The sequence below is a fragment of the bacterium genome (genome assembly GCA_004322275.1).
Lineage (GTDB): Bacteria > Desulfobacterota > Deferrisomatia > Deferrisomatales > BM512 > SCTA01.
Genome location: SCTA01000039.1, coordinates 16,146 through 39,511, shown reverse-complemented (window position 1 = coordinate 39,511; position 23,366 = coordinate 16,146). Strand labels below are relative to the sequence as shown.

Here is a 23,366-nt window from a genome sequence, read left to right as displayed (position 1 = left end):
TGTTCCGAGCTCATTCTGAGCCGCAGCGAATATGAGCTCGCCGAGCGACGAACGAGCGAGCTTTGGGCACAAAGGGAGCGCGACTTTTCTTTCCCCCATTTCTTTTGGTCGCTCAAAAGAAATGGGGCCGGGTGCGGGCGGGCAGCCCGCAACCATTTAATTACATTATAGTTTTTTATATTCGATGGGCTGAAGCCCATCCTACGCACTGGTTTTCAGTTCTTCGATGAGCGGCTTTACGAGGGCCCACAACTCTGGGTGCTGAGAGCTTGTAAATGTGTCTACCATCTTATTGAAGCAGACAAAGCGAATTTTTGGATGAGGCGAATATTTTAATTTTTTAGGACACTCAGGGACGAAGTACCAAATATCCACCAGAGCATTTTCTGGCATCTTAATATTCGTTAAACTATCCAGGAGGGAATCGTATTTTTTCCATGCACGGGAGTTTTTACTGATATCTGGGATACTTCCAAAAATCCCGTCCATCCTTGCCCCCTTTTCAAGGAAAGTATTGTAGCGCATAAGCTGTTGCTCTCCCAGAGAGGCCATATCCGTCTTAAGTTCTACAAGTACCCACTTGGGGTCAGTTCCCATAACACCGAAGAGATAATCTGCATTGGTGCTCTGGTAGTTTCCATCTTTTTTGAATGGAACTTCGGCGGCAGCATAAATCACATCTGCTTTGTAGGATTTTTCGAGATATTCCTTTATGAATGGGCACATGAATGCATCTATGGCCCTTTCAAGCTGGTACTTCGGGAACCTCCGGTTAGTCCTCAAGTGATCAACCATCTCTTGGACTGAATTTTCGAGACTCAAATAATACCCCTTAATTTTTTTAGTTTCACAGGTTGCATTCCTTAACCCGCTGTGACCCGGTATAGACGTTGAACCTTCCCCCTCTGACGTAGCCAATAACTGTCATCCCCAGCTGTTCGGCGAGCCGCAGGGCGAGGGCCGTCGGGGCGGAGCGGGAAACAAGCACCGCCACCCCCATTTTCGCCGTCTTGAGGAGTATCTCCGAGCTTACGCGCCCCGTGGTGAAAAGCGCGAGGCTCTCCACGCCAAGGCCGTCCAGCAGCGCCCTGCCGCCGAGCATGTCCACGGCGTTGTGCCTGCCGATGTCGGCGCGAAAGAGTATCGTCTTCTCCGGCGAGGCAAGGCTGGCGTTGTGGGTGCCGCCGGTCCTCTGAAAGACCTCGGAGCGGGTCTGAATCTCCCCCATCCTCGCCAGAATATCCTCCGGCGAGAAGACGGCTCCGGTGTCGAGAGGCTTCACCCGGAGGGCGTCAAGGGGGTGGTAGAAGGTGGTGCCCTTGCCGCAGCCGGTGGTGAGGGTGCGCCGCTCCATGAGGCTCTCGACGAGGGCGATATCCCCCTTGAGTTTCAGCCGGACGGCCCCCGTTTCCTCCTTCAATTCCAGTATATCCTCTCGCGCGGAGAGGAACCCCTCGGAGCGCAGGAAACCAACCGCGAGTTCCGCGAGGTTTTCCCCGAGCGTCAGGAGGGTGACGATCTCCCTGCCGTTGGCGAAGACGGTGAGGGGGAGTTCCTCCACCACCTCGTCGTCGCAGGCGGTGAAGACCCCTTCCTTCCAGCGCGATATCTTCCATATGGTAGTGGACATCTAGCTTTTCTTTCCTTTGACCCCGGCCACCCGGCTTTCGCCGCGCCGCATGGTGATTTTGTTGGTGTCGAGGTATTCGAGAAGGGGTATCGCGTACTTTCTGGACGCGCCGGTGAGGTCCTTTACGTCGCTCACCCCCATCTCCCCCTTTCCGGCCAGAAGGTCTTTCACCTTTTCGACGAAACCCTCCATCAGCGCGGCGTCGAAGAGAAAACCCTCCTTGGTCCTGACGAGCCTGCCCTCGGCCACGAGGTAATTCACTACCGGCTTAAGCGCCGCGGCGCTCTCACCCGTCCCGGCCACAAGAGTCTCCAGGGTGTGCGCCTCGAACCCCTTCTCGCGCACCAGTTCCCTTATCCGCTTCTGGGTTCCCTCGTCCTCCAGGCTCAGGGTAAGGGTGAAATCGCTTCGCCTCACCTTCTCCGCGTCGAGGATTATCTTCCCCTCCCCGGCCAGCCTTTCCAGGGTGAAGGCGACGAGCTTGTCGTCGATGTAAGCGGGGAACTTGCTGCGAAGCTCCTCGGCTCCGATTCCCTTCTTGAGCGGGTTTTGTCTGTGGTAATCGGCGAGGATTTCGAGGGCGAAGGCCGAAAGCTCGGCGATGTACCCCGAACTGACGTGGCGCTGGGCCTTTCTGTCGGAGACGAAAGCGTGGCCGTCGCGCACCGAGAGTTGGAGAAGGTTTCTCGCCTGTTCCAGCGTCACCATCAGCGCCGAAACGGCGTCCTCCGGCGTCAGCCCGACGTGCTTTCTAAGGTCCAGAAACACCTTCAGCCTCTCGCCGGGAGCGCCCTTGTCGAGCACTTCGAGGAGGGCGGCGACCTCTTTCTTTTGCCCCTTGTGGCGCGCCGGGTGGTGGTCGAGGACAACGCCTCCGCCCACCGTCCGCGCCGGTGAGTAGCCGCGAAGGACGAACCTGTCGCCGGGGCAGGCCACGAATTTTTCACGCGAGCGAAGCTGGACGTACCCCTCCTCGCCGCCCTCGATATTTTCCGAGCTGAGGAGCGCCACCACCACAGGCACCTCCCTCGCGGCGATGTGGAGCCGCAGGCGGTCACGCTCCTTCAGCGGCTTTCTGGCGGTACCAAGTACGGTTATTCTGGCGTCGGCCATGTAGGTGGGCTCTATCTCGCCGGGGTGGACGACCGTGTCGCCCCGGTTTATCTCCTCGACGCTCACGCCGGAGAAGTTGAGGGCCGTGCGGTTTCCCGCGTAGGCCTTTTCGACCGCTTCACCGTGGACCTGCACCCCCCTGACCTTCGCGCGCACGCCTCCGGGCAGTATCTCCACCTCGTCGTCGCGCTTTACCGCCCCGGAGAGGAGGGTTCCCGTTACGACGGTGCCGAACCCCTTCATAGGGAAGACCCTGTCCACGGGAAGGCGAAAGAGCCCCTTGGCGTCGCGCTGGGGCACCGCGTCGGCCAGCTCGCAGAGTCTCTCGCGAAGCTGGTCGAGCCCCTGCCCGGTGACGGAGCTTACCGGCACTATCGGCGCTCCCTCCAGAAAGGTTCCCTTTACGAGGGAGGCCACGTCTTCGCGGGCCAGCTCCAGGTACTCCTCGTCCACCATGTCCGCCTTGGTGAGCGCCACTACCCCGCTGGCGACGCCGAGAAGCGAGCATATTTCGAGGTGCTCCCTCGTCTGGGGCATCACCCCCTCGTCCGCCGCTACAACGAAAAGCACGGTGTCTATGCCCGAAGCCCCCGCCACCATCGTCCGCACGAACTTCTCGTGGCCCGGAACGTCGACGATGGACATGCGCCTCCCGCCGGGAAGGTCGAGGGTGGCGAAGCCGAGCTCGATGGTAATGCCCCGGAGCTTCTCCTCCTTAAGCCTGTCGGTGTCGATTCCCGTGAGAGCCCGCACCAGAGAGGTTTTCCCGTGGTCGATGTGGCCCGCGGTTCCCAGTACGATTCTTTTTGGTTGAGCCATAATCTCTTTAGCCGGATAATTTTTGAAGATTCTTATTAAGAGTAAGGGAGATGCGCTCCGGGAGTCAAAGAAATGTCACAGTTTTTCGCCCTGCCGTCAGACATCGACGCCGCCCGCGCAATCGCCCTCCTCCGGGGCGAGGAGGCCAGGCATCTTGGCCGCGTCACCCGCGTCAAAAAGGGTGACGAAGTCCGCATCTTCGACGGCGGGGGCAACAGATATCTCGGAATCGCGGCGGATTTTTCAGGCGACACCCTCCTGCTCGAAAAACTCTCCCCCCTGCCCTCCTGCGAGCCGAAAAAAGAGCTGACCGTCGCTCAGGCGCTCATAAAGGGCGACCGCTGGGAATGGTTTCTGGAAAAAGCCGTCGAACTCGGCGCTTTGCGCATAATACCCCTTATCACCTCGCGCACAGTGGCCCGCCCCGACAGGGAAGGTTCGGGAAAAAAGGTCGAGCGCTGGAGAAAGATACTCCTCTCGGCGGCCAAGCAGTGCGAGCGCGGCAAAATCCCCGAGATAACCGCCCCTCTCGGGCTCGCCGAATTTCTCCGCGTACTCGGACCGGCTGAAAAATCCGAAGAGCGGTTTTTTTGCGCCGAAAGGGCGGGGGCAAGATTCCTTTCGCCGGGCGCGGAAAAGAACAAAAGCCTCGTCGCCCTCGGTCCGGAGGGCGGCTGGAGCGAGGAAGAGGCCGCGTCCCTTGTCAAAACCGGCTTTTCGCCCGTATCCCTCGGCGAAAGGATACTCAGAAGTGAAACCGCCGCAATCGCGGCGCTCTCTGTTTTTTTGGCGGCGGAACACGTCAAATGAATATCAGGAGCTTTGCGGGAAGCGATTCTCTTGTTGTTTTGACTCCTTCGTGATACTTTTGCTGTCGGAATTAACTCAAATCTTTTAGGCCTGCGCGTGTAACTACACAGAGGAAAGGCACAAAAAGATGAAATGTCCCAAGTGCGGCTACACAAGTTTCGATTACCTGAACGAATGCAAGAAGTGCGGAACCGACATCTCCGACATCCGGGCGATGCTGGGAGTGATTGCAATCTCCCCCGAAGAACGCGCCCAGTCAAAGCCCGCCGCGATAATCGCTTCGCCCGAGCCGGTTCACGACGAGCTCGACTTCAGCACTGCGGGCCTTCTCTCCGACGTGGGAACCGAGCACGAAGAAACCCACGAAGCGATAAACAGCGACTTCATCACCGATTTTGAATCCGAAGGAACCGCCGAAGAACCGGAAACGGAATCCATGGTCGAGCACACCAGCTACTCGCGCCCCGCCGCTCAGGCCGCCCCGGCCTCCGCCGAAGACGAAGAGATCGACATCGGCTTCACCGGAGCTGAGAACGAGGAAAAGGAAGAGGAAACCGAGGACGGCTTCCTCGACATGGATTTCAGCGACGTGTTCGGAGACGACAAAAAGAAATAACCCCCCTTTCGAGGCCCAAAAGCCTTGACAGGGCGGCTGCAAGTAAGGTAAAAACTGCAACTTCCCGGCTCCCGCAAGGCCAGCCGGGCGCGGGCAGGTAGCTCAGTCGGTAGAAAATGCTTCTTGGGCAAACTTTTAAGCCAGCTCGCTGAAAACTCAAAAATATCCCAACAATCTCGCTGAGATAGGTTGGATATTCATGGGCAGGTAGCTCAGTCGGTAGAGCAGGGGACTGAAAATCCCCGTGTCGGCGGTTCAATTCCGTCTCTGCCCACCAATAAAAACAAAGGGTCAGGCTTTCGAGCCTGGCCCTTTTGTTTTGTGTGAATTACCGGAGTGAGGTGGAACAAAAAAGGGGCTACAGGCCGAAACCTGTAACCCCTTGCTGATTCGCGGTAAGCAATCGGCGGCGGATGTGGGAACGTGGAGATGCACTGTAAATTTGATGGGCTAAAACCCATCCTACACGACTGAACTGCCTTGAATAACCGCCCGAATCGCCTCTGATGCAAGCTTTTGGAAAGGCTTGAGACCAATTATCCCGCCTTTCCATAATTCTAGTTGTTATGGTTCTATAACAAATCTCAATCCAATATATCGGTTCCTCTGGCTTGGACTTGTTGAAAATCGCCATGTAGTGCGCACATATTTGCTTATACTGTACCAATCTCCGCCGCGCGCAATTGCCCAGCCTTGGGAACCATCTCCCCAAGCACTGCCGTCCGTTGGCGCTAAGCTATAGGAGGAGGAATAATAGTCCTCCACCCATTCCATGACATTACCGCTCATATCATAAAGCCCAAGGGCGTTTGGTAGTTTTTGTCCTACCGGATGCGTAGAACCAGCAGAGGTAACTGGAGAGTATGGTTGAAACCAGGCGTAATCTAGCAGCATGGACTGGTCGCTGGTCCCTGAGTATTTTGTGCCGGAGTATTGCGCTCCCTTGGCGGCGTACTCCCACTCTGCTTCGCTTGGTAGGCGAAAGGCGACTCCGGTTTTCAGTTTAAGTTCCCCAATGAATTCAATTATATCGTACAAGCTAACCTGTTCAATGGGCAAGCCCGGAGAAGAACTTTTGTAATAGCTTGGGTTATTACCCATAAATGCCTTCCATTGCTCCTGTGTTATTTCATAGGTGCCCATCCAGAAGCCTTTTGAAAAGGTAACAGTATGCACAGGTAGCTCATTTGGATTTCCGTCGCCATAAGTGTCTCCCATCTGAAAACTTCCTGGCGGAACCCATGAGAATTTAAAGCCTGTCTTTGGTTCCACATAGATATCCCCCACCGCCATCTCGTCTACCTGCCCGTCGCAATCGTCGTCTATTCCATTGTCAATTTCATAGGCGCCAGGATTAACCAATGTTTCGGAATCATCGCAATCGTTGGAGTTCAAGACGTATGTAGCGGATTGAGTGCAAGAATTGGTATTATTCAATGGGTCGCCGTAGGAGTCACCGTCCAGATCAAGCCAGTATTCGGTCAGCAGTCCTTCGTCAATCTGCCCGTCGCAATCATTGTCCTTTGAGTCGCAGTTGGTTTCGGATGACTCATACTCACTTGAGAAAATAAAATAATCCGGCTCTTCCCATCCGCTTGCACCGCTGCAAAGTTTGGTGGCGCCAGAGCATACGCCGAGCTGTTCTTCTGCCAGAGGCGGAACAAGACCGTCGTCAATTCCCCCTGAGCAGTCGTTATCTACTCCGTCACAAATTTCTACTTCTTCGGGATTAATGAATGGAGAAAGGTCATTACAGTCAACAGAGGTTGTATTAACAAGCGATGTTGACAATACATATCCCCCGGGCGGGCTAGTGGAAGTCAATGTTAGGCCGGATGTGTAACCGTCGCCATCTTTATCTTCATACCACGTGGCCATAACTGATATTTCAATGATTGCAGAATCTTCTTTTAAGCCATCGCTTGCCATGTAGGTGAAGCTGTCATAGCCATAAAAACCGGCGTTCGGAGTGTAGGTGACTACGACTGACTCTCTGGATTCATTGGGAATAACGGATAGTGCACCGTTTACGGGAGGCGAGATGATGGAAAAGTTGAAATCTGTCACCCCGTCTGGGTCGGTGGCAGAAAGGGTGATACTGACAGGCGTGTTCTGCGGTGCGTTTACCAATAGTGTTGCCGCAATCGGAGCATCGATATTTAGATTAATGGAGTCTGAGGATATTCCACTTTCAAGTCCATCGGCGTTTTCAAAAATTATATATATGGTCTTCAACCCGCCCGATGCAAACGTGTAATCCTTGGCTTCGGCAACTGGTTCCCAGGAAGCGACATCGGAGAAGTCGGCTTTTTCGCTGATTTTCATTAGAGAAGCATCAGCGGAATGGGTAATGGACAGCGTAACTGTCTCTGAGTCTGAAAGCTCGGCTCCGTTATTGATCGAGACGCTGCCGGACGGCCCGATTGAGACACTCAGGGGCAGTACCCCTATATCCGTAGTACGTCCGGGCTTTACCATAATTCCGACTAGATTCTGATAAGTGTACCCGGTCTTTTCAACAACGAGGTCATAGGTTCCGGCCGGAAGGTCTAGCTTGAAAGCTCCAGTTGCATCAGTGTTGGCTTGAAATGAAGTGCCTGGCACATAGATTTTTATGCCCGTATGTTCAGATTGGCCGATTAGTAACGCTTTGCCAACTATTGTGCCTTCCGCTGAAATCTCTATGGTTCCTAGATTGACTGTATTGCTGTCAGTTCCGTCCTTGGTAACCTCAAGAATCTGAAGAGCGACGAGAACGTCGCCAGTGGAGAGTTCTTTTTTACAGATGAGGATATAGCTACCATTTCCGACGCCGTTTATCGTGAAATTGCCTTCGATGTCTGTTATTCCACTCTTATCAGTGCCTTCAAGTGTGCAGACTGCCCCAGGTACTGAGTACTTTCCATTTACAATTAGCCCCAAACCTCCCCTTGCAGCCGAAAGGTCAGAAGAGCTAACGACAGTGCCTTTAATGGCTGCCGATCTTGGGGCTTCACTTCCTCCTCCGCCCCCACCACCGCAGGCGGTCAGAGTGTAAGCTAGCGTTAAAATCAAAAGTGCGGCCATTAGTTTTTTCAAAATTTCTCCTTTGAAACACTCTGTGGCTAAGCAGTTGTTTTAAAGTCTCCGGATCTGGGAAGCTGTGCAACGGCTTTGTTTTAACCTGAGACAGTTCAACTATATGTGATAAAAACCACTTGCGCAATGCTAGGATCGTTTTTGCCTGTCTGTCATTAGTCCCAGCTTCCCCCGATTCGGTAACACGGGGGACAACACGGGGGGCTCAAAATACACGGGCAGAGGATAAACTACTGTAATTGTCCGCTTTACAGCGCCCGTGCTCACTTTCTAGTTGTCCCAAAATACTCCATGCCGCTGAAAATTTCCCTAAAAATCTTTGGCGGTGATTTGCGGTGAATTGTGGCAACACAGCGGTCATGTGCGGGAGCAATGCGGCGATAGAAGGACTGGCGGCAATAAAAAACCGGGCACTCCGCGTTGTGCGAAGTGCCCGGTTTGGATTTCGTGGTGAGCCGTCGGTGGATCGAACACCGAACCTAGTGATTAAGAGTCACTTGCTCTACCGGTTGAGCTAACGGCCCACGAAGGAGGCGCGAATGTTAACTTTGAGTCTACCCGCTGTCAAGGAAAAGTGTTAGCGGGAAAGATTTTTTTGACGGATTTTTCGCTGCGGCGCGGCCGAGGGTTTCTCAGCCGAGAGTAATCCGGTTTTCCTCCATGAAGACGGTTCCGGGGGCCGTGACGGCTGAGAATTTTTCCTGCGCGCGCGCGCTCTGAAAGAACACTCCCCCAGCGTCTTCGCCCAGCTCTTCAACCAGCGCGCTAAAGTCCGTCTCTTTGGTCTCTCCCGTTACGAAGAGGGTTTCTCCGGCCAGCGCCAGCTCCACCGTGCGCCCGCGCCATCCTTCGTCCGCGCTCACGGTGAGGATGAGCTCGGCGGACTTTCTAAGCTCTTCCGCGAACCCGCTTCCGGCCTTTTTGTGATCCAGAAGGACGACGATGCGGGGGAAGAGATCGGTCGAAAGGTGGGAGTAGTGCCTGCGGAGGTAGGGCTCGGGCGCGACAGCCTTTCGCAGCTCCTTCACTCTTTCCGGCGTCTTTTTGTCGGCGTCTTCGAGGACGACGGTGAGGGCGGTGTGGGGGAGGATTCCGGCGAAGCGTCCAAGCTCTTCGGCGAGCCCTTCCCGCCAGCCGCTTATTAAAAAGGTGAAGTTCGCCCCGGCGCGTTTGGCAAGGTTTTCCGGCCACTCCGGGGAGAGGCTTCCCGCCGCGTTCAGCCGCGCCCCGGTGAGGCAGACGGCGTTTTCTCCGCCGGTGAAGGGGCCGGTGAGCGAGGGGTTGCCGAGGGGATCGAGTTCGTGGCCGGTCGCCTCCTCGAAGAGGAGGAAGGCTTTGTGTATCTCCTCCGCGTTCATCGTGGGGGTCGAAAAGACGGTGTAAGGCGGCAGGAGGAAGTGGTGTATCCCCTCCTCTTCCGCTCGCTCCCGCAGCGCCGTCCCCGGCAGGAGGGCGAGGGGGAAAAGCTGGATGTCGGCTTCGGGAAGGTTGGCGAGAACGAAATCGAGCGACTCCGAGAACCCTTCGAGGTCGTCGCCCGGAAGCCCGACGATGAGGCCGACGGAGGCGGCGATGCCTTCGGAGGTCAGCTCCCGCATCCTCGCCAGCCATTTTTTCCTGTCGAAGGTGCGGCCGACGTTCTTCAGCACTTTCGGACGGACGGACTGAAGCCCGACCTCCGCCGAGACCAGACCCGCGCGGGCGAGCCGCCCGGCGTCGCCGGGGCGAAGGTGCTGCGCCGAAAGCTCGGTGTGGAAGGAGAGGCCGCCCCCGGCGTTCCCCTCTTCGAGGTCACTCAGGGTCTTTTCCCAGTCGGGCCGGACGTTGAAGGAGGGGTCCATAAGGTAGACCTCGGAGACCCCGTTCTCACGAAACCAGCGCAGGTGGTCCGAAAGCCACCCTTCGCGGAAGGTCCTCACGGTTTTAAAGCGCTTGCCGTAGTTGCAGTAATCGCAGCAAAAGGGGCAGCCGCGCACCGTCTCCAGCCAGGCCGAGTTGTCGTGGGCGGGGCGCAGAAAACCTTCCAGATAGGGGCTCTTGGCCTTCGTGAGGTCGAGAAGCGCCGGAGGCTGTCCCGCGGGAAGAGCCGGGAAGGAGTTCAGGAGCGCCGAAAACGCCGCCTCGCCCTCGCCGGGTATGAGGAGATCGAACCCGCCGGATTCGTAAAGCCACGAGTTCGAGGGGTCGGCCTCGGGGCCTCCGCCGACGGTGAAGACGCCGTGTTCGCGAAGTTTTTTCGCCAGCCGCGCCGAGCGCTCGGAGTTCCAGAGGTAAAGTGAGAAACCCGCGACCAGCGGCTTTCGGCGAAGGATGGAAGCAAGAAGGAGGGAATCGCCGTAGACGTCCGCCTCCTCCCACGGGAGCAGCTCCACCTCCCAGCCGGGGGCGCAAGCGGAGGCGTGGGCGGCGATATAGCCGGCGGCGAGGGGGATGTTGGCGTCGGCGCGGGGCCAGCGCATCGCCGGTACGGGAAGCTGGACGAGAACTGCTTTTTTTCGCGTCATCTACTTTTTGAAGAGCTTGTCGAGGGCGGAAAGGGCGGCGTCTTTCTTTTTCGCGTCCGGGCCGCTGCCCGAGAGGCAAAACCACTCGCAGGCGTTGCCCCGCTCCTTGTCGGCCACCCTCTCGGTCTCGCTCTCCCTGCAGTCGTTGTAAGAGCCGGGGGCGTAGAGGGAGCACTGTACGCAGGCGTGTATATCCGCGCCGCACCTGCAGGAGTCGCGCCTGAAGTACGGGGGAGGCGGAAGCTCGCCGCCGCACAGAGCGCACTTGGCGTCCCGTTCGGTCGGTGGCTGCCGGCTCACGAGCACCTGTAGCCGCCGACGCCTTTCGGCTTAGGCGACTCTTTTTTGTCGCGCATCGCCTTCATCTTCTCGCCGAACCCGGCCTTCGAGAGGTAGGGCAGCGCGGAGTTTTTAAAGGAATCGACGAGGGTTTTCTTCGTCGCCTCGAGGTCCTCGGCGAAAACTCCCATCTTCTCCAGCCTGCGCTCGAAAGGCTCGCTGGAGCCTGGGAAGCACCCGACGAGGCGGAGCTTCACCCAGAAGATGTTGGAGTAGGCATAGGGCATCGATTCGTCGTAGACATCCACTCTCACCCCGCCGGGGCCTTCGATGCTCTCGTAGAGCTTCCCTTGCGGTTCGCTCACTTTACGATCTCTGTCCAGCCGTAGGGATCGGGTGCCTCGCCCTTCTGGAGCGCGGTCAGGCGGTTGTAGAGTTCGAGCACCTTTTTGCCGGGCTTGCCGTCTTTCGCGTAGACGATGACTTTCTTGCCCCAGGTAATCGACTCGACCGGGGTTATGACGGCGGCGGTGCCCAGACACCCCGCCTCCTCGAAGGAAGGCAGCTCTTCGAGGGCCACGGGCCTTTCCTCGACCTTCATGCCCATGTCCCTGGCCAGCTGCACGACGCTGAGGCGGGTGATGGAGGGGAGGATCGATTCGCTCGCGGGGGTGACGAGAGTGTTGCCCGAGATGGCGAAAAAGTTAGAGGAGCCGGATTCGTCGATGAAGCGGTTCTCCTTGGCATCGAGGTAGAGGACCTCCGAGAAGCCCTCCTCCTTCGCGCCGATCGTCGCCCTCATGCCCGCCGCGTAGTTGCCGCCGCACTTGATGTCTCCCACGCCGCCGGGGGCCGCGCGGTGGATAATCTCCTCCACGCGCAGCTTCACCGGGGTCAGCCCCGCCTTGTAGTAAGGGCCGACGGGGGTGGTGAAGACAATGAAGAGGTAATCCGAGCTGGGCTTCACCCCGACCTCGGCGCTGATGCCGAGCTCCAGGGGGCGGATGTAAAGGGTCGCGCCGCTGTCGAAGGGCGGAATGAAGCGCCTGTTGGCCTTTACGACGCGGTGGACCGCCTCGCGGAAAAGGTCCACAGGGACCGGCTCCATCAGGAGCTTCCTTGCGGAACACTGAAAGCGCTCGGCGTTAGCCTCGACGCGGAAGAGGCCTATCTGCCCGTCGGGGCGTTCGTAGGCCTTCAGCCCCTCGAAAATCTCCTGCCCGTAATGGAGGCAGACCGCCGCCATGTGGAGGTTTATCGACCTGTCGGCGGTAAGCTCCCCCTCCGACCACTTCTTGTTCTTGAAGTAGTACCGGATATTGGCGTCGGTATCCTGATAGGCGAAGGGCAGATTTTTGAAATCGAGGTTGGCGCGTTCCATTTTTGGCTTTGCTCCCCTTGGGTTTGATTTTTAAGTATAACTGATTATCGTAAGCGAAGGCGCGCCGCGTGGCAAGAGGGAGGAGGCCGTCAAACGGGAGTTTTTCGACGCGGGCCGCGAAAATATCCCGTTCGCCCCGGCAAGGCTGTACTCCCGGTTTAAGGTGGTATTCTTGAATTGAACTTTTTGCTGATTCTCACCGGACGGCAAAGGAGAAGAGAAGGTGAAAAAGCTCCTCGGATTTTTAGCGGTTCTGGCCCTCGTCTTTTTGTCCGCAAACGGTTTCGCCGCGTCGCTCGGCGGGGTCGAAATGGCAGATTCGGTAGACGTTGAAGGCAAAACGCTCACCCTTCGCGGGCTGGGGGAACACAAAAACCTTCTGGGAACCGTCTACGTGGCGGGCCTCTATCTTATGACTCCCGCGAAAACTGCCGACGAGGCGATAAACGCCGACGAACCGAAGCGGATCCAGCTCAAATTCGTAAGAACCCTTGAACTTGGCGATGCGCGAAGGATTATCAGAACAGGGTTCAACGATAACGTGCCGGAGGCCGACGAAGAATTAAAGGCGAAAATGAAGTCCCTTCTCGAAGCTTTCAACGCCGAGTTCGACCCCCGGACGACGCTGACAATAACCTACACCCCCGGCGGCGGAACCACCGTGGAAAAGGGGTACGTCCTGAGCGGCGCCAAACTTATCGGCTGGTTCGGCGGGGCCGACTTCATGCGGGCGCTCTTCTCCGTCTGGCTCGGGAACGTCCCCGCCTCCGAAGAGGTCAAAAGAGGGATGATGGGGGAGTAGGAGATCGGACATTTAAAGGCCGTGCCCGTTCAAATAAGCGTTGATGGCATTTTCTAATATGGCTTTCAAAACCGTGAATATTATGGGGAAGGCCACGTTGTATACAAATTTTGTCCAACCCCGTTTAACACGTCTTTTTGTTAAAAGGCCACGCGAAGATTCAAGCTCCTTTGTCGTCAGGTTTAGGATTAAAGAGGTCTGTTTTTCTCTGAGGGGTGTTGTCAGAGTTTCGATAAATTTTGATGCTGCCATGTTTAAACCTTTCTCTCCTTTTATAGGGAGATTGCGTTTTGCATGGCTAAATCATCGCATGTCCGCCCTCGGACAAACGAGCACCTCCATTTTCATAATTATCAATAATTACAGCATGTTATGGTTTGTATCAAAAATTGTCCGTGCATGTGTCCTAGGACAGGTCCACAAGGTCTGGGCGTTTTTCGCGTATCTCCTGAACATGTTTTTTTGCCCTCTTTATATCGCGTGAAATATTGCACCCTGGGTGTGATTTTTCAATCTCACTTCTAGGTTTTCCTTGAATATGCAATAACAGCACAGAAAGACGCCTCTTTATAGTTTCGTTGCCCAAAGACTTTATGTATATATTCCATTTTTTAATATCAGTAGGAGACGGCTGGTCTTGCCTTTCCTTGATTGCGGAACTATCTTTCTGGTATTTTTGTTTTTCAATAATTCTTTCATTTATTCTTAACTTATCTCTTGCATATACCCTAATTTTACCTTCGACCTCAGCCATAAGCATTGACTCGCAGGAGGCTATCGCTGCTGGATTATCTGGGTAATTAGCTCGTTTTATTAATTCCTGTATAAAATATTTCGCCTCATCGATACAATCTTTCTCTAGGCTACACTTGTTTGGTACACCTAGTTGCTCAATGGAACCAAGCAATTTATCTGCAACAACTCTTATTAACATGTGCTCTGCTTCTATAATCTTACAATTGGCCTCACTAATAACTTTTGGGTCGGTTCTGGCGATATGTCGCGTTATTGAATTATCCCTCTCATTAATTGCCCTGTAAAAATAATTCATCTCCGATTGAACAAGCATTGTAATTCTATCTCGATATTCTTTTGGCAACATTTGTTGAAACTCCTATTGTAATTCTATAGTTGCGGGGCTGTTCGCCCCTGCGCCCCAACACCGCTTCTTTTGACCGCCCAAAAGAAGCGGTGGGAAGAAAAGGCGCGCCCCCTTTGCGCCAAGGCGCTCGTTCGTCGCTCGGCGAGCGCGCAAATCGCCACGGGCTCATGGCGCGCTCGGAACACCCTCGCTCTCTCACTCGCTGGCGCCGGAGGGCGTGGGGAACGAAAATAAAGCTCGCCGATAAGTGAAATTATATGGACTTATCGGCTCGAAGGTAAATTATTTACACTATTCAAGGCATACGTGTAAAAATTTTACCTTCGAGTCCAAAAGCTCAAAGAGATTTCGCTTTTGGGCGAGCCTTCTTTTCGTCCTCCTCATGGCCCATATGCGGCGCAACGAGTGGAGGCGTCGGGCCGGCGCGGGGTCTTAACGGAGCGAAGCGCAGTGGGTGCCCCGTACGGCCCAGCCGGAACGAAGTGGTCGCTCGTAGAGCGAGCGACGCGTCCGGGCCGATTTCTTGGGTACTTCTTTCTAAAAGAAGTGCCTAGGAGCGCGAGGCAAAGCCTCGCAAGCTGTAAACCGGCGGACCGAGCCCGCCCTACAGCTCTTCTTGATTCCCGCCTTCGCGGGTACTAAGAATATTACGGCAGCGGCGCGAAGGCAGCGTGGTTGGAGGAGAACCAGGGCGGGGTGCGAAGGAGAATCTTCTTTATGACAGGGTCGCGCTTTGCCTCCGCCAAGAGCCTCCGCAGCTCCCGCCGCTCAAGGGTCTTTTCCCCGCCGAAGTCGAGGTAGAGGGAGAGGTCGTTTTTCCCCGCCCGCTCGCTGAGGGTGTCGATGCCGAAATCCTCCGGCGCGGCCTCCATCTCGCCCCCGCGCGGGAAATTCATCAGGGAGAGGTTGAGGAAGGTTATCTCTTCGCCGCGCTCTTTAATCCATTCGACGGTGGCGCGGGCCTCCTCCAGGCTTTCGGTGGGAAGGCCGAAAAGGAAGTAGCCGTAGACGCGGATTCCGAAGCGGTGGGCCAGCGCAGCGACCTTCGCGCCCCTCTCGGGGTCTATACCCTTCCTCATAAGGTCCAGAAGCCTCTTCGTCGCGGATTCAAAGCCGAACTGGAGCATGGCGCAGCCGCCCTCGGCGAGCGCCTCCATGAAGGCCGGGTCGGTGAGCTGCTCCTCCATCCTCGAAAAGCCGTACCATTTCACTCCCTCCCCGCTCAGCCCTTCGGCGATCTTTCCGAGGTGGGAGGGAGAGAGGGCGTTGTCGGTGAAGTGAACGAAGCGGATGGAGTGCCTGTCGCGGGCTTCGAGGATTTTTTTCACCAGTTCACCGGCGTCGGCGGTGCGGTAGGGCTGACGGTCGCCGGAGGCCTCGGGGCAGAAGGCGCACTTCGCCCAGTAGCACCCGCGCGAGGCCGAGACGGGGAGAACCGGCGCGGGGGCGAGGTAGCTTTGCCATCGCAGCCCTTCGCAGGAGGGGTTGAAGGAAACCTCCCTCTTCTCTCCCTCCGGCGGCTGATTCCAGATCAAAAAACGCGGCGCCAGCACCCCCGGAGCGTTCGTCACCCCTCCCGCCTTCGCCATCGCTGCCAGCGCTTCTTCTCCCGGACCCGTCACCACTGCGTCGAAGACTTTGAATATCTCCATCTCCGGGCGAAGGCACTTGACCCACGAATTGACGAGCCCTCCGCCGAGAAGAAGGGTTCCCGCGAAGCCCGTCCGGCGGAGCAGCCCGGCCAGCGCGAAACCGTGAAGGGCCTGCGAAAGGAAGGAGGCGGAGATCCCGATGATGGCAGGTTCAAGCGCGAGAATCTCTCCGGCGGATTTTTCGAGCGCTCCGGCCGTCCCCAGAAGTTCCGGCTCGCGCGCCGCCGAAGCGAGGTCTTCGGAAGAGAGGGGGGAAAGGGAGGGGTGGACGAAATCGGAGAGTGAAATATGTACGCCGAGGGTACGCGAGGCGAGGCGAAGCCCTTCCGCCACCTCGCCGAGAGCGGAGCGGTAAATTCCGAAGGACTCGTAAGTTTCCGGGTTTCTCAGCCGCTCCAGCGCCCTCGCGACGTTGCCTACCGCGCGCCTGGCCGAGGTTTCCTCCGGGCGGGTGCGCTCCTTTCCTTCCGGGGCGGCGTAGCAGCGCCGTAGGCTTTCCGGGGATAAAAGCTCCTCGAAGAAGCCCAGGTTGGCGTCACAGACGCTGACCTCGCAGCCCCTCTCGCGCAGATGCCCGGCGAGAACCAGCAGCGCCGGGTCGGGCTCGCAGGGTTTCGCCACCGGCGGCGAGACGAGGACAATCCCTCCGCTCATGCCGGTGTTTTCCCTTTTTCGGCTCCGCGAAGCTGGGAGGCGAGGACGGAAAGGACGCAGAAGACGAAAGCCATCGCCATCGCCGCCTTCCACCCTGCCATGAAGGCGGGGTGGTTCGACTTTGCCGCCTCGCCGACCGTCGTCCCCCCGGCCCTCACGAGGGCGAGGTCGAAGATTGCGGAGCCCGCCGCAACCCCTATCGACATGCCGAGATTGCGCGAGACGGCGGTGAGCCCGCCCGCTACGCCCAGCATCGGCGGGGGCGCGCTGCCCATTATAGAGCTTGTGTTGGGAGGCATGAAGATGGCGTTGCCCAGCCCCATCAGCACGAGGGCGAAGAGGATAACCGCCATAGGAGTGTCCGGCGTCAGAAAGTAAAAAACCGCGAAGGAGAGCGCGCGGAGGGTAAGGCCGATGGTGGTCAGCCCCCGCACGCCCTGCCTGTCGGAGAGCCCTCCCGCCCAGGAGGCGAGAATCATCATAAGAAATGGGGTGACCATAAGGGCCATGCCCATCCGGACTGTCGAAAGATGCTTTATTTCGGTCAGATAGAAGGGGATGAGGAGAAGAACCGAAATGCCGGAGGAAAAGGTCAGCAGGGAGGCCGCGAGCGCCGCCGAGAACTCCGGGTTTTTAAAGAGGCCAAGGTTGACGAGGGGGTCGTGCGCGAACTTTTCCCTGACCAGAAAGGCGGCGAAGGAAAGTCCCGCAAGACCGAAGTAAAGAACGGTCTGCCCCTCCCTGCGGAGGCCGGACGCGCCGAGGAGGAGAAGGGCGCAGGTGGCGGTGAAGAAAAAAGCCCCCGACCAGTCGAACTTCTGCCCCGGCTTCGTGAAGCATAAGGGCGGAAGCTCCTTTATACCGTAGAGTATGGAGGCTACGCCGATGGGAAGGTTTACGAGGAAGATCGAGCGCCAGCCGAAGATTCCGATGAGAAAGCCGCCGATGGGCGGCCCTGCCGTAAGTCCGAGGCCGACCACCGTTCCGAGGTACCCGAGCCCCCTGCCCCTGTGGGCCACCGGGAAGACCGCCGTTATTATCGCGGGAGCGCAGGCCATCAGCATCGCGCCGCCAGCCCCCTGCACCGCCCGCGCCGAGATGAGGAGGGCCGGAGAGGGCGCGGCGGCGCAAAGCCCGCTCCCGAGGATGAAGACGGCGAGCCCCCAGAGGTAGACCGCCTTTTGCCCGATGAGGTCGGCCAGCCTGCCCGCCGCGAGGAGAAGCCCGGTGATTACCAGCATATAGATGGAAAGGACCCACTGGAGGGTCTCCAGCCCTACGTTCCACTCCTCGCGCAGAGACGGGAGGGCCACAGCCACCACCGAGCCGTCGAGGGTGGCCATGAAGACGCCAAGCCCTACGCAGGTAAATATCTTCCAGGGCGTATCGTTATTTTTTGCCGGGCACTCGGTCAATTTACTCGAAACCTCTTTTGGAGAGTGGAAGCCTTTAGGTGCTATATTCCACAGGGAAGAAAACTATACCGTATCCGGGAGTAAAAGATGAGCGAAAGAGAAGAGCTTGAAGAGGAACTCAGGAAACTTCGGGAGCTTAAAAAGGAGAGGGAGGCCAGCCTCCCTGCCCACTCTATCCGTCCCCACCAGATACTGGCCATCGAAGAGTTGGGAGACAAAATCGCCGAGCTGGAGGAGAAGCTGAAAGCCTGAAAGTTTTCAGGGGGCGGGTATGCGGTAGGCGTAAAAATAAGGCTTCAGGCCCGTCGAGAGAGGCAACTGGAGTTGATAGCCGAAGGGGACTATCACCTCCGTAACCTGATATTCCCTCCTTATCGCCTGCCAGTCCGCCATCGTGTACCGGTCCCAGTTTTCGGGGGCCAGGTAGTCGTAAATGAGCACCGGCTCGCCCTCGCCGCGCGGGCGAAGGAGGGTTTTTCCGTACACCCTGTTGAAAATCTCCTCCATCACCGGGGCGGCGCCTTTGGCGTAGGTGAACATGTCTATCTGCTCGGGATCGAGGAGAACCCCCCTGCGCGTCCGCAGGGGGAACCGGAGGCCATCGGGGTGCGAGAGAAGAAGCAGCCCTTCTCCTCTTGAGAGGTCCTCGAAGAAGGGGTTCGACCATTCCTTCCCGGTCATGCGCTCCTTGCTGAAGTAGGGCAGAATGCCGAAAGCCAGCACGTAGAGGGCCACCGCCGCGACAATCCCCGCTCCGAGAGGGGCAAGCCAGCCGGGAGCGGCAGGTATTGCGATTCTCCACTTCCCCGAGGCTGTGACGGCCAGAAACAGTACGGAACCTCCCCCCAGCAGGGGGAAGAGAAGCCCCTCCCAGGCCGGGCCCGGACCTTCCGGAAAGCCGAAGTGCGAAAACCAGGTCAGCGAGTCCGCAGTCAGGGTCGAAACGAGAATGACGTTTGCGAGGAGCATCCCGAGGGCGAAGGGATTTTTCTCCCTGAGCCCGAAATACCCCAGAATCCCGAAGACCAAGGCCGGAAAAGCCATCGAATTTATGTTCAGCCAGCGGTGGAGCATGAAGGTGCGCACAGAAAGGGGCATGGCTTCCGGGAAATAGCCCTGAATCACGAGGCCCGCCGCGCCCGTCGCAGTTATCGCCAGAAGTCCGTAGAAAAGAAATCTCGCCCCCTGGGGAAGTTTTTCCCAAATGAAAAAGCGAAGAGCCAGAAGAAGGACCGTTGCGTAAAAGTCCACCTCCAGCATGGGGAGGACGAGGCGGGAATCGAAGACCCGGTGGGTGTCCCAGTTGCGCTCGTAATTCTCCACGATGCGCGAGGCGAGTTCCCAGTCCACTCCTTTTATTTCCGGCGTGAAAAAAAGGTAGTGCAACCCCATCCCCGCCGCCGAAAGCGCGATTCCGGCAAGAAACCAGCGGGCCAGCCCGCGCAACTCATCCCCGCCGTATTCTTCCCTCAGAAAATAAAGCCCCGCCCCCGCTCCCGCCCAGCACGCCAGGCCCATCGAGGGGTGCACCCACACCATCAGCCCCGCGAGAAACCCCGCAAGGCGAAGCTTCCTGTGAGCGAGAAGCCCCCAGATCAGGAGGACGGCAAAGAGGCCGGCTGTTCCGTAGATGTAGGGGTGGTTTACCAGGAGAATCGGGTAGGCGTGGCCGTTGAAGGCCTGCAGATAGGGGGGCGTAAAGGCGAAGGCTTTCGAGTTGAGGTAGAGGTGGACTAAAAGGAGCGGGACGAGAAACGAGACGGAGGCGCTACGCGAAAACGCCAAGGTGAGCCCGGTCAGGCCGGAGAAGATCAGCGCTCCCTGCAAACCCGTGAAAAAAGCGCAAACCGCCCACTCGGGAAGGCCGAGTCTGAGGAGCAGCGCGGCGGAATCTATGAGGAGCGAGAGCGCCGAGAGATGGTAAATACCCATCGGGTTTCCCGGCGGGTAGGTGACCAGTCCCGCGACCACCTGGGCGCTCTCCACGTTGTCCGTCGCCCCCGGAAAGACGAGGGCGAAGAGGAAAAAGCCGAAGAGCCCGCTTAGAAGCATCAGAAGCCCCGAGCGTTCCCCCGGGGTTTTGGCGCACACCGGATATTCAGGGGCGAGAGGTTCCTGCATCGGCTCCTGTCCGCTGGTGGGGATTCCCATTACCGGAAAAGGCGACTATAGCACAACCCGAAGCGCAAAATCCGTGTCCTAATTTATCGCCTCGCCGGGCAGACGCCCTGCGGGGTGATATAATTCAAGGGCTTGTCCGTAAATAGGCCTTTCGGATAAGCCCTAAGTCAGTATTTCTTCGACAGACAGGAGGCGCACGGGATGACCATAAAAACCAAAGTCAAAACAGCCCTTATCGCCGGGCTCTTTTTCCTCTCGCTGGGAGGACTCATTCTCCACTATCTGATTCACCCCGCGGCCAAGGCCGATTATGGCTACGTGCCCTTTTTCGTGGGGCTTATCGGCGTAGTGATAACTCCGTGGCTCTTCATCTCCAGAAAAACCCTGCACGCCGGGTACCTGATAAACGGGTTTACGGTGATCATAGGGACGATCACGATGGGACATTTCGCGCTGACCAGACGGCCCATCTGGCCCGACATCGCGATACTGTGGGCCAAGTTCTCCATCGGCTACGTGCTCTTCCACCTTGAGGTCTTCGGCAATCTCGAAGCCGCCCCCTCTCTCGGGTGGAGGACCTTCAGATACCCGCACTTCGGCTACTGGATCGTTCATCTCGCGGCGCTTTCGACGGTTTACACGCTCGGCTTTCTCTTCTGGAGGTAATCATGAACAGGTTCAAGTTATTTCAACCCCTCTGGTGGGTGCTGCACGTCGTCGCGGTGGCCGCAATGTTCTGGCTGGGCCATTTCGTGAAGTTCCCCGTCGAATAAGAAGAAGAAACGGGCAACCGTGAAAAGTGAAAGGGGCTACGGCTTTTTGCCGTAACCCCTTTTTATCGGTACGCGCCTGAAAAATCCTGATTTTACCTGATCGCCTCCGAAAGGCCGTTGCCGAGCCTCCGGGACATCTCCGCCGCAGCCTCCATGACCAGCGGAAGAAGCTCGCTTTTAATTCTCTCTTCGCCAAAGCGGTAGACGGGGCCGGTTATCGAGACCGCAGCGACGACGTTCCCAAGGTGGTCGTAGACCGGCGCGGCGACGCCTCGTATTCCGTCGTGATATTCCTGCTCGCTCAGCGCGTAGCCCTGCTTGCGTATCTTCTCCAGCTCGACGGCCAACTCGTCGGCGTTTTTTATCGTGTGCGGCGTGAAGGTCTCGAACTCGATTTTGGCGATGAGGCCTTTCGCCTCCTCCCGATCGCGGAAGGCGAGGAGCACCTTACCGATTGCGGAGGAGTGGAGGGGGAAGGACTTTCCCACTCTGGAGACGACCCGGACGGGGTGAGTCGATTCTATGGTGCTGACGTAGACGGCCCTTCCCTCGCGGAGCACCCCGAGGTAGGAGGTCTCGTTGCACTTTTCCCCTATCTGGGCCAGGGCGACGTCGGCCATGCTCAGGATATCGGTCTTGCGAAGGTAAAGGTGCGCCAGTTCGAGGGCGCGGACTCCGATCCGGAAGTTGCCGGTAAGCCTGTCCTGCTCGACGTAGCCCCTGCTTTCGAGGGTATAGAGAACCCTCTGGGCGGTGTTTTTATGCAGCTCAAGGCGGTTGGCGAAATCGGTAAGCCCTATCTGGGGCTCCCTTCCGCGAAATTCCTCAAGAATCTGCAGGGCGGAGGCGACCGCCTGTATCACGTAGCTGTTTTTCTCTCTTTTGCCCATTTTGACCTGCCGGTTTAATCCTCCCGATCACGGGGAGGGCATAACGATTCGGTTTAGCGCCCTTACGGGGATGCGGCGAAATTTCTCAAGGGTACGCGGGCAGTTTCGGCTTCACCACCGGATCGGGGCCGGTAAGGCTTTCGAGGAAGCTCTTCAGGTCAGCCCTCTCTTCGGCGGTCAGCCCGAGAGGTTTCAGTTTTTCCGATTTTCCGGGCATCGTGCCCCCGCCCTTGTCCTGAAGGTCGATTATCGAATCGAGATCCGGGAACCTGCCGTCGTGGCCGTAAGGCGCGGTCCTCACGAGCTGCCTAAGGCTCGGGACCAGAAACACTCCCTTGTCCCTCGGGTCGCCTGTGACGAAAGCGAGTCCCCAGTCGTCCTCCTCGCCGAAGGGCATAGTCTCTCCGAAGGTCCTGGCGGCGTAGCGCATCGATACGCCCCTCCGGGGGTCCTCGGCCACCTTCGGATTGGGAGGAAGACCGAGGCTTTCGAGCTTGTTCGCGCCGAAGTTCGGGCCGTCGTGGCACTCAATGCACTTCGCCTTGCCGAAAAAGAGTTCGAGCCCCCTCTTTTGGGCTTCGCCCAGCGCGCTGTCGTCGCCCTTCACGTAAAGGTCGAAGGGGGAGGGTCCCGAGAGGACCGTCCGCTCGAAAGCGCCTATCGCCCGAACTATCGCCTTTTTCGTCACCTCGGTCCCGAGGGCGGTCCTGAAACCTTCGCGGTACTCGGGGACGCTCCGGAGCTTTTCTTCCAGAAGGTCGAGGTTTATGTTCATCTCGAAGGGGTTTTTAATCACCCCCATCGCCTGCTCCTCAACGTTGGGAGCCCTTCCGTCCCAGGTGAGGAGGGGTCGGAGCGCGGCGTTGACCACCGTGGGCGTGTTCCGGAAGTGGGAGTTCGTCGGGTACGCCGCCGAAACGTCCCTCCCGTCGCTGAAACCCTCCTCCGGCAGATGGCAGGTGGCGCAGTTCATCGTCCCGTCGCCGGAGAGCCTCCTGTCGAAGTAGAGCATCCTTCCGAGCTCGACCAGCCCGGCGGGGGGCTGGCGCTCCAGTTCAGGCAGAAGATAACCTTTCAGGGCTTCTTTCTCCACGGCCAGCGCCGGTGAGAAGCAAAAAAGCAAAACCAGAGCCAGCGCCGTCTTTTTCATTTCTTTAAAACCTTCAGCTCTTCGTCGATCACCTGTACGAAGTGCTCGATCGGGCGCTCGCCGACCAGTTGCCTTCCGTTAATGACGAAGGTCGGCGTCTGCCATATTTCAAGGCCCCGCGTCAGGGCTATGTCCTCTTCGACCTTTTTTACTATCCGCTCGGAGTTCATATCCTTTTCAAAGCGGACAGTATCGAGCCTTAGTTCTCCGGCCAGCTTTTTGAGGCTGGCGGCGTTTAGCCGGTAGTAGTTCTCCAGCATCTTTTCGTGCATGGGGGCGAACGCGCCCTGCTCTTTTGCCGCGAGGGCCGCCTGCGCCGCCAGTTTAGCGCCGTCGCGGTAAGGGTAGGGAGCGAACTTCACCACCAGCCTTACTTTTCCGTCGTATTTTTTCAGCAGTTCCTTCACGACCGGACCGGTCGCCGCGCAGTGGGGTCACTGGTAATCGACGAACTCGATCATGGTGACGGGAGCGCCGGGGGAGCCTATGGAAGGCGAGTCCCCGACGGTCACCGTCATTCTTTCAGCCGCCTGCGCCGCCGAAAGAAGAAAGGCGGCCCCCAGAAGGGCCGCCCAAA

The 23,366-nt window shown here is 57.7% G+C and carries 20 protein-coding genes and 2 tRNA genes; 5 read left to right on the top strand and 17 right to left on the bottom strand.

Annotation, left to right across the window (positions count from 1 at the left end; all coding sequences use genetic code 11):
* Positions 1–201: 201 nt before the first annotated feature.
* Genes EPN96_11705 through selB form a run of 3 tightly spaced genes read right to left on the bottom strand, consistent with a single transcriptional unit; the run spans position 202 to position 3,562 of the window.
* Positions 202–822 carry a hypothetical protein gene (locus EPN96_11705; GenBank protein ID TAL15814.1) on the bottom strand — a complete coding sequence of 207 codons (621 nt, stop codon included), beginning with the start codon at positions 820–822 and terminating at the stop codon, positions 202–204.
* A 25-nt stretch (positions 823–847) separates the two neighbouring features.
* Entirely contained in the window at positions 848–1,630 is a 783-nt protein-coding gene (gene fdhD, locus EPN96_11700) for a formate dehydrogenase accessory sulfurtransferase FdhD (GenBank protein ID TAL15813.1), read from the bottom strand.
* The gene (gene selB / locus EPN96_11695; GenBank protein ID TAL15812.1) at positions 1,631–3,562 is read right to left on the bottom strand and encodes a selenocysteine-specific translation elongation factor; all 1,932 of its coding nucleotides are present in this window, start codon (positions 3,560–3,562) and stop codon (positions 1,631–1,633) included. It lies immediately after the preceding gene.
* Positions 3,563–3,634: 72 nt separating this feature from the next.
* On the opposite strand from selB, the gene EPN96_11690 reads away from it, so the two are divergent.
* The 3 genes from EPN96_11690 to EPN96_11680 all read left to right on the top strand — a co-directional run bounded on the left by EPN96_11690 (position 3,635) and on the right by EPN96_11680 (position 5,265).
* Positions 3,635–4,372: a 16S rRNA (uracil(1498)-N(3))-methyltransferase gene (locus EPN96_11690; protein TAL15811.1), complete on the top strand. Its 738-nt coding sequence runs from the start codon at positions 3,635–3,637 to the stop codon at positions 4,370–4,372.
* A 127-nt stretch (positions 4,373–4,499) separates the two neighbouring features.
* A complete protein-coding gene (locus EPN96_11685) occupies positions 4,500–4,988 on the top strand; it encodes a hypothetical protein (GenBank protein TAL15810.1) in 489 nt (162 codons plus the stop codon).
* A gap of 201 nt (positions 4,989–5,189) precedes the next feature.
* Positions 5,190–5,265, top strand: a tRNA-Phe gene (locus EPN96_11680).
* 287 nt (positions 5,266–5,552) lie between these two features.
* Here EPN96_11680 and EPN96_11675 read toward each other — a convergent pair.
* The 6 genes from EPN96_11675 to EPN96_11650 all read right to left on the bottom strand — a co-directional run bounded on the left by EPN96_11675 (position 5,553) and on the right by EPN96_11650 (position 12,230).
* Positions 5,553–8,066 carry a hypothetical protein gene (locus EPN96_11675; protein TAL15809.1) on the bottom strand — a complete coding sequence of 838 codons (2,514 nt, stop codon included), beginning with the start codon at positions 8,064–8,066 and terminating at the stop codon, positions 5,553–5,555.
* A gap of 448 nt (positions 8,067–8,514) precedes the next feature.
* A tRNA-Lys gene (locus EPN96_11670) sits at positions 8,515–8,590 on the bottom strand.
* A gap of 108 nt (positions 8,591–8,698) precedes the next feature.
* Entirely contained in the window at positions 8,699–10,570 is a 1,872-nt protein-coding gene (locus tag EPN96_11665; protein TAL15808.1) for a radical SAM protein, read from the bottom strand.
* Positions 10,571–10,870 carry a hypothetical protein gene (locus EPN96_11660; GenBank protein TAL15807.1) on the bottom strand — a complete coding sequence of 100 codons (300 nt, stop codon included), beginning with the start codon at positions 10,868–10,870 and terminating at the stop codon, positions 10,571–10,573.
* Positions 10,867–11,214, bottom strand: coding sequence for a hypothetical protein (locus EPN96_11655; protein ID TAL15806.1), 348 nt, complete (start codon positions 11,212–11,214; stop codon positions 10,867–10,869). Before EPN96_11655 ends, EPN96_11660 begins: the two co-directional genes overlap by 4 nt.
* Entirely contained in the window at positions 11,211–12,230 is a 1,020-nt protein-coding gene (locus tag EPN96_11650; protein ID TAL15805.1) for a branched-chain amino acid aminotransferase, read from the bottom strand. The genes EPN96_11655 and EPN96_11650 overlap by 4 nt, the downstream gene beginning before the upstream one ends.
* Positions 12,231–12,453: 223 nt before the next feature.
* Here EPN96_11650 and EPN96_11645 point away from each other — a divergent pair, with 223 nt between their 5' ends.
* Complete coding sequence (locus EPN96_11645; protein TAL15804.1) at positions 12,454–13,032, top strand: hypothetical protein; 579 nt, start codon at positions 12,454–12,456, stop codon at positions 13,030–13,032.
* Positions 13,033–13,044: 12 nt separating this feature from the next.
* Here the strand turns inward: EPN96_11645 and EPN96_11640 are convergent, their stop codons facing one another.
* The 5 genes from EPN96_11640 to EPN96_11620 all read right to left on the bottom strand — a co-directional run bounded on the left by EPN96_11640 (position 13,045) and on the right by EPN96_11620 (position 19,976).
* A complete protein-coding gene (locus EPN96_11640) occupies positions 13,045–13,284 on the bottom strand; it encodes a hypothetical protein (protein ID TAL15803.1) in 240 nt (79 codons plus the stop codon).
* A gap of 154 nt (positions 13,285–13,438) precedes the next feature.
* The gene (locus tag EPN96_11635) at positions 13,439–14,134 is read right to left on the bottom strand and encodes a hypothetical protein (GenBank protein TAL15802.1); all 696 of its coding nucleotides are present in this window, start codon (positions 14,132–14,134) and stop codon (positions 13,439–13,441) included.
* Between the two features lie 647 nt (positions 14,135–14,781).
* Entirely contained in the window at positions 14,782–16,440 is a 1,659-nt protein-coding gene (locus tag EPN96_11630) for a radical SAM protein (GenBank protein ID TAL15801.1), read from the bottom strand.
* Positions 16,437–17,855: a DHA2 family efflux MFS transporter permease subunit gene (locus EPN96_11625; protein ID TAL15800.1), complete on the bottom strand. Its 1,419-nt coding sequence runs from the start codon at positions 17,853–17,855 to the stop codon at positions 16,437–16,439. Before EPN96_11625 ends, EPN96_11630 begins: the two co-directional genes overlap by 4 nt.
* A 258-nt stretch (positions 17,856–18,113) precedes the next feature.
* Complete coding sequence (locus EPN96_11620; protein ID TAL15799.1) at positions 18,114–19,976, bottom strand: hypothetical protein; 1,863 nt, start codon at positions 19,974–19,976, stop codon at positions 18,114–18,116.
* 201 nt (positions 19,977–20,177) lie between these two features.
* On the opposite strand from EPN96_11620, the gene EPN96_11615 reads away from it, so the two are divergent.
* Positions 20,178–20,642, top strand: a complete 465-nt coding sequence (locus EPN96_11615) for a hypothetical protein (GenBank protein ID TAL15798.1) — start codon at positions 20,178–20,180, stop codon at positions 20,640–20,642.
* A gap of 199 nt (positions 20,643–20,841) precedes the next feature.
* Here EPN96_11615 and EPN96_11610 read toward each other — a convergent pair whose 3' ends face one another.
* The 3 genes from EPN96_11610 to EPN96_11600 all read right to left on the bottom strand — a co-directional run bounded on the left by EPN96_11610 (position 20,842) and on the right by EPN96_11600 (position 23,196).
* Positions 20,842–21,639, bottom strand: a complete 798-nt coding sequence (locus EPN96_11610; protein ID TAL15797.1) for an IclR family transcriptional regulator — start codon at positions 21,637–21,639, stop codon at positions 20,842–20,844.
* 85 nt (positions 21,640–21,724) lie between these two features.
* Positions 21,725–22,789, bottom strand: coding sequence for a c-type cytochrome (locus tag EPN96_11605; GenBank protein ID TAL15796.1), 1,065 nt, complete (start codon positions 22,787–22,789; stop codon positions 21,725–21,727).
* Positions 22,786–23,196: a hypothetical protein gene (locus EPN96_11600; GenBank protein ID TAL15795.1), complete on the bottom strand. Its 411-nt coding sequence runs from the start codon at positions 23,194–23,196 to the stop codon at positions 22,786–22,788. The genes EPN96_11605 and EPN96_11600 overlap by 4 nt, the downstream gene beginning before the upstream one ends.
* Positions 23,197–23,366: the final 170 nt, after the last annotated feature.